Source organism: Candidatus Endolissoclinum faulkneri L5 (assembly GCF_000510265.1).
GTDB classification, from domain to species: domain Bacteria; phylum Pseudomonadota; class Alphaproteobacteria; order Thalassobaculales; family Thalassobaculaceae; genus Thalassobaculum; species Thalassobaculum faulkneri_A.
This window is the reverse complement of record NZ_CP006745.1, coordinates 1027125-1039568: the sequence shown is the minus strand read 5'-3', so window position 1 is coordinate 1039568 and position 12444 is coordinate 1027125. Positions and strand designations below refer to the sequence as shown.

Annotated in this window: 5 protein-coding genes; 4 read left to right on the top strand and 1 reads right to left on the bottom strand. The window is 33.1% G+C overall.

The window, feature by feature from the left end:
- Window positions 1–80: 80 nt before the first annotated feature.
- A complete protein-coding gene (yihA, locus tag P856_RS03040) occupies window positions 81–752 on the bottom strand; it encodes a ribosome biogenesis GTP-binding protein YihA/YsxC (RefSeq protein WP_025300701.1) in 672 nt (223 codons plus the stop codon).
- 2941 nt (window positions 753–3693) lie between these two features.
- On the opposite strand from yihA, the gene P856_RS03030 reads away from it, so the two are divergent.
- From P856_RS03030 to dxs, 4 genes are all read left to right on the top strand, one after another.
- The gene (locus tag P856_RS03030; protein WP_052323029.1) at window positions 3694–4725 is read left to right on the top strand and encodes an MBL fold metallo-hydrolase; all 1032 of its coding nucleotides are present in this window, start codon (window positions 3694–3696) and stop codon (window positions 4723–4725) included.
- Between the two features lie 977 nt (window positions 4726–5702).
- The gene (gene xseB, locus P856_RS03025; protein ID WP_025300698.1) at window positions 5703–5948 is read left to right on the top strand and encodes an exodeoxyribonuclease VII small subunit; all 246 of its coding nucleotides are present in this window, start codon (window positions 5703–5705) and stop codon (window positions 5946–5948) included.
- A 21-nt stretch (window positions 5949–5969) separates the two neighbouring features.
- The gene (locus tag P856_RS03020) at window positions 5970–6860 is read left to right on the top strand and encodes a polyprenyl synthetase family protein (protein ID WP_025300697.1); all 891 of its coding nucleotides are present in this window, start codon (window positions 5970–5972) and stop codon (window positions 6858–6860) included.
- A gap of 17 nt (window positions 6861–6877) precedes the next feature.
- Window positions 6878–8791: a 1-deoxy-D-xylulose-5-phosphate synthase gene (gene dxs / locus P856_RS03015; RefSeq protein WP_025300696.1), complete on the top strand. Its 1914-nt coding sequence runs from the start codon at window positions 6878–6880 to the stop codon at window positions 8789–8791.
- The last annotated feature ends 3653 nt before the right edge of the window (window positions 8792–12444 follow it).

Below are 12444 nucleotides of genomic sequence, written 5' to 3'. Positions count from 1 at the left end.
GGTTTCTCAGTAACCGATAGGCGTCTGTAATACAAAGATAAAAAATTGTGTTTTAGCAACAAGTCTAGCTAATCAAAAGGCTAATTTTTTAAGTCATTTAATTTAATGTTAGTAACGCGGGTTAATTCTGCTTGTAATTCTAGAATACCGACGCCAGTAACAGCGCTGGTTGCACCTATTATTGGATATGCTGCTGGACGATGCAATATCCTAGTAATTATTGTTTTTATCATTACGTTGAGATCAATCTGCTTAACTTTATCTACCTTAGTTAATACTACCTGGTAAGAAACAGCCAGGCGATCTAACATATCCATAAATACATCATCTTTATCTGTTGCCCCATGTCGACTGTCAATCAGCAAACTAACCCGATATAATGTTCCCCTATAGCGCAGATAGTTGAATATATTTTTTAGCCACTTTGCTTGTTTTACCTTAGATGCTTTTGCATAGCCGTATCCTGGTAAGTCTACTAGAATTATCTGGTTGCTTAAGTTAAAGAAAATAATTTCTTGAGTACGCCCAGGAGTATTAGATTTTCTGGCCATATTTTTACGGCCTGTAAGCGCATTGACTAAACTTGATTTACCCACATTAGAGCGCCCTATAAAGGCAACTTCTGGTAGATTTTCCTTTGGCAGCTGCATACTTGTAGCTGATGAGGCAATGAAATTACATTTGCGAGCGAACAATATCCGTGCTAAAGCAAAGTCTGTTTTCGGGCTCGAATCATTGTATTCTTGAATCATAATATATCACATTTTTCAGCCTAAAAATCGATAACTACTAAAGACAAAGATAATATTTTCCATAACCTATTAATAAATGATTTAAAGTTTAACCTTTGTTAATAGCCAATCAATCACGTCATGAGAAGAATAATTTATTTAATAATACTCAAATTTATTGAATAATAAAACACTTACTAATTTACAATGTCTTTACATGTACAAGCAATACATACAAAAGTGCACCGTAAACAATTATTTGCCTGTTAATTAATATAAATAACACAATACAATATGTTCATACTCATTGAATTCTGATAAATATAGGCTGTAATTTTATGCATAGCAGCTCTAACTTTATATTTTACGGACTATACAATCAAACTATAGTTTATTTTTTGGTTGTAATAGAAGCATAGTCAGTTTGTTTCGAAGAAATTGGCCTTAATCGGTTGAATATTAATTAGCTGTTAAATTATTATTAAACATCTAGTTTAAGTATAGCTTAAAAAGCTATCTATATTAATTATTATTTTATACACCATTTATATAGATTTTATACACCATTTATATAGATAATAAATTAAAATTGCTATTATCAATTTTAATTTATTTGGTTTATTCTCCAAAAGCTGGTAATTTAATAGTTACCTTTAAGTTATGTAATGTATTCTTACAATTTAAAATTAAACGCTTCTGCTCGCAGAGCATCCATCTTTTTGTAGTTTATTTCGATGTTTTATGCTAACTGTAGTTGTTAATATGATCGCAGATCAGGGTTTGTAACAAACTTATTAATAAATTAAAATATGTATTTATTATTTAGCGTGAGATTATACCAGGGATTAACCACAGATTATGCTCAAGATCATTGGGTAATTAGTCAGATATTAATGTTGTATTAAAAATATAGCTAAGCTGATATGATTATTTTTACATCAATATAGTTAAAATAATAATTTTCTTTTGCAATAAACTAATTAATGATTAGTTTATTGCTATTTCTATAATTACAATACTCTATTTCTATAATAAAATTATAATACTATTAATGTATATAATATAATACTATTCTATTAATGTATATAATATAATACTATTAATGTATATAATAATTAAAACTTAGTATGTATGTATCTTAGAGTAATTGTATTTATGTATCTTAAGAGTAATTATTTAATATTGAGATGTGCTCAGGCTTTATTAAGATCTTTGATCTTGCAAGAAGTCTCATTATTAAGAAAATTTTATTTCATTAAACTTAATGCCGTAAAAGTTTAACAAGTTAATATTATATTCTAAGGCTCTCAGGTTTTGCGTAATTAACTACACTCAATCAGCTATCGGGCTAATATCATTGCTTTTATTAATCAATGCAATATAGATTTCTGCTTTAATTCTAGCGTTGTTGTATTAAAATGATATTGAGCAAACTTTCACATCTTCCATTAATTTTTTAAATTATGATTTAGTAATAATTATGATTTAAGTAATATATCCCTAAAGTTGTGAAATAAATGAATTCTATCGGCTTAATCGGTTATAGTACATAATGGCAATCACATTAATTGACGCTGGATAATTTACGGTAGAGATAATTCAAGGAGATAATATCAAATGAATTATCAATTACCGATTATGCTTTTATATATGTGCTGTAATTTTACGCATTATGAATTTGCTCTAAATGTATTATTGAAGAGTATATTAAAAATTAAATATTGCGTTGAATTGCTCAAATTCTCGTTGGTACTATTTTGGGAAAAACTGACTAATCAACAATATGAAAATATAGCATTTATATTAATTTGATTAATTTTCATAGATGATTAGCAATTTACGTATTTTAGGAAGTTATTTTTGAATGGTTTTATGTCCAGTAATTATTTAGGTAATTGTATTTTCTCGCGTGCGTAAAGTTATGGTTCTTAATATAATTTTTAAACAATTTTTTAAGATTGTACGCTGCAATAATCACTTAATACACCTCAACAAAAGGTGTATGGATTTTGATGTGCTGTTTTATCATCAGCTTAATAACAACTGAGACTTTTGACTTTAGATAGGCAACAAGTTACTTAAAAATAAGCATCTTGTTGCCTATCAAATCGATTATTCGAATATTGATTTACTTGTTTATTTAGGATGTTATCAAGAGTTCAAGAATAATCCACATATTTAGTAGTCGAAAGATGATAGACATTAAACTGTATTAAGTGACTATAAATTTATTTTTATGAGAAAAGCTTACTGTTAAAATTTTAACGAACGATAAAAAACAACCGATTGCCTGTTTATTGTTTGGTTTAGTGTTCATTTAAAACAAATGATTATAATATTTAAATTTTTTTAAAAACTACGCTACACAGCTCTTGTTATTTTATCAGTAATACATGTTATATGGGATTTCATTCAGCAAAGTTGAAGGTAATAGACTAGTTTGTTTGATTTCTAGGACTTTGGTCAAAATTATAGCGCTTTAGCAAGGTTTTTTTTACAGTAAAGTATACTAAATAATAACAATCTTAACAATTATATAACTATATCAATTATAAGTGAAAATTATTGCGATTTTTTTTGTATACAATTTCCAGATTATTTAATATACAACAAACTTGTGATTGCTTTTATACATTGAAATTTTTATCCATGAGGCCATTCATTATCAGTAGATCCTGTTTCTCGAGGAAGATCGTCAAATTAAAAAAAACAGTTTGTACTTGTCAACACTGTGCTTTAGGCATAAAAGTGTTTGAGTCAATAAATAGTAAGGTGCGATTTTCGATAGCCTTACTTTAGTCTTTAGTATTTGATCATAGTATTACAATCTTTTTAGAAGTATTTTCTAAAATAGCCTAGATAAATAATTTTTGCTTTAGTATTTAAGTCGTTATATTGCTATAATCATTGTATGCTTTAAGCAATTATATTGCGCCTTTAGAAAGTGGTTACGATCTTGTCTATGAAAACTAACGTTGATTACATCTATGGCAATACCTTGCCTAATCCAGGTACTACCATGGAAGTCTATCCTGGGATCCGTTGGATTAGGATGCCGCTTCCGTTCGCTCTCGATCATGTTAACTTATTTTTGCTTGATGACGGAATGGATGGTTGGGTTCTAGTAGATACTGGAGTTGCATCAAAGCTGACTCAAGATTTATGGGAGTTAATTTTAGCTAACGAGCTATGTGATAAGCAGATATCACGTATTTTCGTTACTCATTTTCACCCAGACCATGTTGGTAATGCTGGTTGGTTGTGCAAACGTACTGGCGCACAGTTGTGCATGAGTCGTACTGAGTGGTTGTCAGCCAGAATTACCCTAGTAGAGCGACAAGAATCTTTTCAAGAAGATGCTCAAAATTTTTATAGTTTAGCCGGTATTTCTGACTTATCTACTTTTGAAGTAAATGGTTTCGCTCGTCAGTTTCATCAACTCGTTTCGCCAATACCTCCGACCTATAGCCGAATAAGTGCGAAAACCTCCTTCTTAATTAGTGGTAAAACTTGGGTTCCCATTCTCTCCGAAGGACATTCTCCTGAGCACGTTTGCCTGTATTGTGATGAAAGTAACGTTTTAATTGGCGGTGATTTTTTACTACCGCAGATTTCACCAAACGTATCTGTTTGGTGGAATGAACCAGAAGTTAACCCACTAGGTGACTACATTCAATTTTTGGAAAGCTTGAACTACATGTCATTAAGCATTTTAGTTTTACCAGGGCACGAGCTTCCTTATAATGGCCTGCAAAAACGTTGTTCTGCGCTGCTTTCTCATCACAGGGAACAACTTAAATTAGCCCTAGAGGTTTGTTCCGTGCCTTCTACAGCGATAGATATTACTTATAAGATGTTTAAACGTCAGTTTGAAACAAGTCAACTTAGCTTTGCTATTGGCGAAACGCTTGCGCATTTAAATTATTTGATAGAGACTGGAAAAATAGAACGTAACTTAGATTTAAGCGGTCATTGGCGCTATAAACTTAAGTAAAATAAGCAAATATCTTTGTCTATTTAGGTTTCTCCAAAAAAAAGTTTTGAGTAGTTTGTAGTTTTCTTTTGGTATGCTTTGACTTAATGTTTATAAAAATTACGTTTTATTTGTTGACTTATAGTGAATTTTCACTGTTGCTATTTAGTTTAACATTGCTATACAATATAGCAAATAATCCTTAATAAAATTAAAGATTAGACTTAAATAAGGTATAGTATAAATCTTTATAAAAAAAACTTTAATTTACTTTATTAGTAGAGGTTTGATTTTGTATATCCTTTGATATTCTATTTGCTAAAGACTAAAGATTACTTCTTTAAAGCTGACCATATTAATTTTTAGTTTATTAGGTGGACAGTTACCGTTATTTTTAAATTTAGACCCTAGAGGTAATCTAGGCTTGTTTAGATTTTAAGAATTAGCACTTCGTAAACTTCAAAAATATGTAACTGTCATTTCATTTTAGCTTAATAAAAATTTTCTTTGTTAATTCCAGTAGCACGATAATTAGATAATGAGTTTATTATTCAGGTTTTTTTAATTAATAAATTATGCTCTTGTTATAGTAGCTGAAAGCTAAGTTAAGGTCGTTTTACATTAAGCCACGAGAGGCTATTAGAAATGCTTACTATACTCCTTATGGAGCTCAGATTTTGCTGCCAGGTAATTCTTGAAGAATTTACCGATAAATCATTTCAAAAGACAGCGTTAAATTTATGCCAGACAGTAAGAAAATTTCATGTTTTAGTGATGTTTGATACTAAGCACTATAAGTAATTCCAAACAATTTATTTATTTAATTCAGATAATTGCTAATTTATTTTTACTTTTGTTATAGAGGAAGACAAGTACTTGCTTGATTACCTTTTTTTCATAAAAACTGCTCTCCTCTCTAAGAAGAGAAATGCGGTTTTATGAATTGGTAAATTAGATTATATAAATTTTCCTGCATTTTCAGTGAACAGGGATGATTGATGTATAATTTATTCCAGCCATCGGAGCCTATCGATACTATAACCTTCGAAAACGCTTTGTGCGAACTCGAAGTAATAGTCGATAATTTGCAGCAAGGTGAGTCGTCGCTCCATGATACTATTGCCGCTTATGATCGTGGTATTGCTCTAAAAAGGTATTGCAAAAATGAATTAAAGAAGGTCTTGCTTAAGGCTAAGCAAGTTAGTCTTAATGAAGGCATTCAGCCTTCTGGTAATGCAGATTGAAATGCCATTAGGAGAAACTGGATGTCTGATCTGCCTACTCTGCTAGCTGAGTGTATTGCTGTCGTTGATGAAACTATGGATATGCTGCTATCGCGAACGAAAGACACTGAAATGCGGCTTTTTGAAGCGATGCGTTACTCCTACACTACAGGTGGCAAAAGGCTGCGGCCGTTTCTTGTAACCCATTCTTCAGCACTATTTAGCGTCGATAAGAATTGCGCAGCTCGGGTTGCAGCTGCTGTAGAATTTATGCATACCTATTCTTTAATTCATGATGACTTACCGGCGATGGACAATGCCGATACTCGACGTGGTAAGCCAAGTTGTCACAGGCAATTCGATGAAGCAACTGCTATTTTGGCTGGTGATGCACTCCAGGCTCTAGCTTTTGAGGTTCTTTCTGCGCCAGAAACTCATGTTGATCCCGCTGTAAGGATAGAGCTGGTGCGAAAATTGTCTCAAGCAGTTGGTGTAAATGGTATGTGCGGTGGGCAAATGATCGATCTGCTTTCTGAGCGGATAGATGAGTTAAACATTAGCAAAATTACCCGCTTGCAGTATTTAAAAACTAGTAAAATGTTTACATTTTCTTCAGTTGCTGGATCTATTATGGGCAAAGGTTCTTATAGATCTTATATGGCATTGCATGATTTTGCGCAGGAATTCGGTTTAGCTTTTCAGATTACTGATGATTTATTGGACGTGGAAGCTGATCAGAAAAAGCTTTGTAACGCGATTGGACAAGATGCTGTGGATGGTAAAGCAACTTTCGTTTCGGTTTTAGGTGTGGAGAGGACGCGAGCGCATGTTAGTTTATTAGTTGATAACGCAATCAGTGCGCTCGAGGTATTCGATGAATTAGCTAATCCGCTACGTGAGGCTGCTCGCTATTTTACAAATTGCACTAACTGACTGGATGGTAACAAATTATGAGCTATCGGCCAGATACTCCGCTCCTGGATTTAATCTCTACCCCAAATGATTTGAAAGAGTTAAGCGTTAGCCAATTACGTCAAGTGGCTGATGAACTGCGTGCTGAGACAATTTCAGCGGTGTCGGTTACTGGTGGGCATTTAGGTGCTGGTCTTGGTATAGTTGAGTTAACCGTAGCTTTGCATCATGTATTTGATACACCACATGACAAAGTGATTTTGGATGTTGGCCATCAAGCTTATCCCCACAAGATATTAACTGGTCGCCGCGACCGTATCCGTACACTTCGTCAGAAAGGAGGATTATCAGGGTTCACAAAGCGTTCAGAGAGCGAATACGATTCCTTTGGCGCAGGGCATAGTTCAACTTCTATTTCCTCCGGCCTAGGCATGGCCGCGGCACGCGATCTGCTGGGCAAGGATTTTGATGTGGTTTCAGTAATTGGCGATGGGTCAATGAGTGCTGGTATGGCTTATGAGGCTATGAATAATGCTGGCGTATCTGCCAGTAGCATTTTAGTCATTTTAAACGACAATGAGATGTCAATTTCCCAGCCTGTCGGCGCCATAAGTGCTTACCTATCGAAGATCATATCTTCACATTCTTTTCCCTCTTTTCATGAGCTTAAAAAACAACTTACTCAGCAATTTCCGAGCTATCTGGAACTGGTTAATCGCCAGGTGAAAAAGTTTGCCAGAGGCGTATTTGCGGAAAGTACTCTATTTGAGAAAATGGGTTTTTTCTATATTGGCCCGATCGATGGGCATAATATGGACCATCTTGTTCTAATTTTAAAGACACTAAAGGTTAGCAAACATGGGCCTGTACTTTTACACATAGTTACCGAAAAGGGTCGGGGACACCCGTTTACTGAGAATAATGCTGAAAAATACCATGCAGTTGCTAAATTTAATCCGATTACTGGCAAGCAGATTAAGCCGCAATTAAATGCCCCAAGTTACACTAACGTTTTTGCTGAAAGCTTAATTCAAGCTGCAGAGGTAGATGACCGTATTGTTGCAATTACTGCTGCCATGCCATCTGGTACGGGACTTAACAAGTTTGCTGAACGCTTCCCAAAACGTAGTTTTGATGTCGGTATCGCTGAGCAGCATGCAGTGACATTCGCTGCTGGTATGGCATGTGAGGGAATGAAGCCATTCGCAGCAATTTATTCAACCTTTTTGCAACGTGGTTACGATCAGGTGGTTCATGATGTGATGTTGCATGATTTACCAGTGCGTTTTATTATCGATCGGGCTGGATTAGTTGGTGAGGATGGTGCTCCTCATGCTGGGACCTTTGATCTGACTTATCTTGGGTGTTTGCCAAATTTTATTATTATGGCGCCATCTGACGAAGCAGAGTTAAAACACATGATTGCCACCGCTGTTGCAATTGATGATGGCCCCTCAGCTGTGCGTTACCCACGTGGAGAAAGTGTTGGCGTAGAATTACCCAAGGTTGGGTCGATACTGCAGATTGGTAAGGGAAGAGTTGTACGTGAGGGCACAACCGTCGCTATATTATCTCTTGGTACTAGATTACAAGAGGCGGTGTCTGCAGCGGATGCTTTACAGGCTCGAGGAATATCCACTACAGTGGCCGACGCACGATTCGCTAAGCCGATTGACGTCGAACTTATCAGTCGTCTAGCTAAAGAACACGCAGTACTTATCACTGTGGAAGAGAATGCTATCGGTGGTTTTGCTACTCAAGTGCTGCATCATTTAGCTCAAGCTGGACTGTTAGATATCGGATTAGCTGTACGCTTGATGGTGTTACCTGATAGGCCGATTGATCACGACAATCAGATTGCTCAATACAAAGACGCTGGATTAGATGCGGAATCGATTTTGAACACAGCACTTTATGCACTGAAGGTACCTGTAACTTCAGGCGATCTTTAGATGTCTTGTTTAGAAAGAGTAGATGTTTTGTATATCTCAGCTAAAATTACACACACTTAAGTTTAAGCTTATACAATATCGCTATTTGCATAATAATTGCTATATGCGTTTTACATTCTCATCATTTAATTTTTACTAAAAAGACTTGAATAGCATTGATTCCTGTTCAGCAAATAGATTAGAGATGGTTTGCGGTATATAAATAATAATAATGCTAAAGTTGTTATTATTTCGATTGACTTACATCGAAACCAATAGCACAGTGACTAATTATACCAATAATCTATAAAAGTTAATTTTTGCAGTTTAATGTAAACAAGGCCCATAGGATTAAAATCATTTGTGATTTCAATCTTTCTGATATGAAATTAGGATCTCTCGTTTAGATGTAAAAAAGCTATTAGTTATGAGATACTATTTTTACCTAATACTTACTGTCTGCTTTTAGATAAATAATCAGATTTATAATCCGTGTTGATTGCGGTAGTGTAGTCATCGGGTAATAAAATGATAAGAAAATTAGTCTGACCAAAAAGACACTTTGCATTGCTGTGATTTAAAAAATTCACACAAGATATTTTGATTATTTTTGGAATTAGGACTCTTGAATCCTACTCGGGATCATATGCTAATTGCTAAACTTCAACAATTGTTATGTCAAAGTATCACTTATTAATGTTTACAGGCGGTTCTAAACTTAGCACTAAATAATTTTCTGATCTATAATATCAGCTTGATTTTTAGTATTTTGACCACTTGGCTGATTTCAATTGTAAAAATTAGATATAAAAAAACATTTGGAATGGTATTTTTAATAATAAGTTCACGAACTTACTATTAAATAAGATTTTTTTTATTATGCTTAACGCCTTTATTGTTCAAGTATATGTCTTGGTATATACTATTTTCGGAATTATAAATAGTGAAAAATCGATCGCTATTTGCTGAGCTTACTTCTCTAGTAATGGATAATTTTGAAGCAAAATTTTAGACCATTGCTTAGACCACCACATTAAATATTAAAGCAGTATTTAAAATTTAAGCGCACCTATATTCAGATCCTTTGCTGTTTTATACCGCATCGATGATTTTTACAAACTCTTCTTTTAGGTATCTGAGTACTGCCTATTCTCCAAGTGAATGTTATTTTTACACGATAATCCTAAAGATCAGTAGAGTGCGATAACCGATATTTGACGTTATTTATCAAAGAGCTGAAAACTATTTTCAAGAATTATTAGTCAGGATTGCAAATAGTCTAATGTTTAAACAAACGGATTATGCAATTAAAACGAAAACATGTTAGCAAGATAATATTTGGAGATACAGTAATTCGCATTATTACACCAGGTATAGTTAACGGAGTCGATGCTTTAATCGCGCTTGTTAAATGAATTATTTGACCACTTGGCCCAAAAGACAATATATTTTTATATTGCCTGATTTAATGTTTTCCACTGGCTTTCAGAATTAACTGTTGATTTATGCGGAATAAAAGCAAATTTTGATACAAATTATCTATCCTAATTCTTTCTGAAGACATGCGTTGATTTATTATTTGATGGTTAACTGGCTAGGATGCGTAGTATCAGTTGTATTCCATATCCACTTCGGCGGATATCTAAGAAATTAAGATTTGACTCTTATAAATTTCAGCGTTGTTCTTCAGATTTTACATGCCGCTAGCGTATCAGATACTTTCTTGATTTTCCCCTTCTGAACAATAACGAACAGCAGTTATCGTTGATTAACTTGATTTAATTTGTAAAGAGCATGGCTTCCATGCATTATTGTTCGGCTGGCAGCTTAATGTAAGATTAATATTGTAATTTCGATATAGACTTGAACTAACTTACATTCTATAGCGTATAATGTCGGCTTTCTGGGGTACACCATAGAATACACTTTGATTGACTCGGGTACGATTTATTGATTTACTAAATTGTTATACCTAATAAATCTTGAATAGATCGTTTTCTTATCTTAGGTTGTACATACTTCTGAAACTAGAACGGATTTTTTAAGATTTATGAGTAATTCTTATTATGTATTTCCCCTCTATTTGATCGCACTAGGCTATGCCTAGCACTAAGATATTAGGTTAGTGTGGGTTATTTGGCGTTAATTGGCTGATGCTTTGACGAAGAGTTCGCTATTAATTTAAAATATTATTAGAGGCCAAGTCATCTGCTTTGCCTGAATTCATTGCGAAAATTTGTATTATTAGGCGGGTATTCTGATTTGATTAATTTGTTAACTAGGGCGCTAATGACTGAACTAATTTGATTGATTATTGGAAGATTATTTGCGTCCAGTTTATTCAATCGATCTTAGTTAATTAAATTGTAGCTTATGTAAGGAAATTAGATGAACTACTTGTTACTTTGTGGGCAAAGTAGTTTTTTATAGACCGATTTATTAATGTTAGGGTCAAACACGATAAAATATTTAGAGTGTTTGTATTCAGACATTAGTTGAAATAAAAATAAGGTAATGAGTTTTGCTTGTTTTATACAATTGCCATCCCATGATTAATACGGTAGCTTTGTTTATCGTATTAATTTAGTGAGTTTCAAAAAAAAAACTTATAGCTGCTGTTAGAGCACTAGAAGTTAATTCGAGATTCTTACTATACTAACTAATTTTAGGATGGATCGTAATGAGGACAGCTAAAAGCATCTTTATCGTCGCGATGGGCTAATATGCTTTTAGCTTTATCAGCATGTTTTTGCAGAATTGTTAGCTCTGTAATTAGTTCCGTGATATAGTCTAGGTTGTCATAGGATCGTAGATAAATGTTACTCCTTATTCGATGACTAAAGACTAGCTTATTAGAATAAATAATTTCTTAATTAATGAATGCAATCTTTGCCTTAAATCAATAAGTATGATTATTTCCTTATACATATAATGCTAAGTATATTTATAATCTAGTCAATAATTATCATTGTTCGGTAAGTTACTTTTAATTATAAACTAATATTAGACCTCAGCAATCATAGTATGTTTGTTTGATCTACTATGTGCTTATTAGGTATTATATAAAAATGTTTTTATTTATTTAATTTTCTATGTTAGCTATGTGAAAAATTCAAATTTTCTTTCCTTCGAATATTAGAAGAAATTGTCATTAGAATAGTTAAGCAAAATGACTAAGTAGTCATTTTATAAATGAATCGAGTAGTTCGTCGTTAAAAGTATGTATTACTAGCTTTAGTCGTTAGTTTTTATTCTTTTGTTGGTCGAACACTTACTATTCGATCAGTAATGTCGAAGCATAATCCAAGATTAGTAAAGATATTTAGCTTTGTTCTAGGGATTATTGCCTTTAATATGGTTTTTTTAGATAAAAGTGTTTTGTTATTGAAATCTTGCTTTTAAAAATTAATAAATGTTTTTTTGAACAACTACTAGTTGAGGTAAATAATTTATGATTTGTTTAAGTTTTTATAGTTATAGTTAATTTAGTCACTAGCTTAATGAATTTAGCAATAAATGATTATTCTCTGCTTTTGATTAACAAAACAAGATTTTAAAGTAATTGGGAAAGTTTCGCTAAAATACTACGCCTAGATGCAAAATCTTTTGCATCTAGGCGTAGTATTAATTCTAAATTAGCTTCAAGTTACTTGATTTGCATGTGTAAGTTTCGT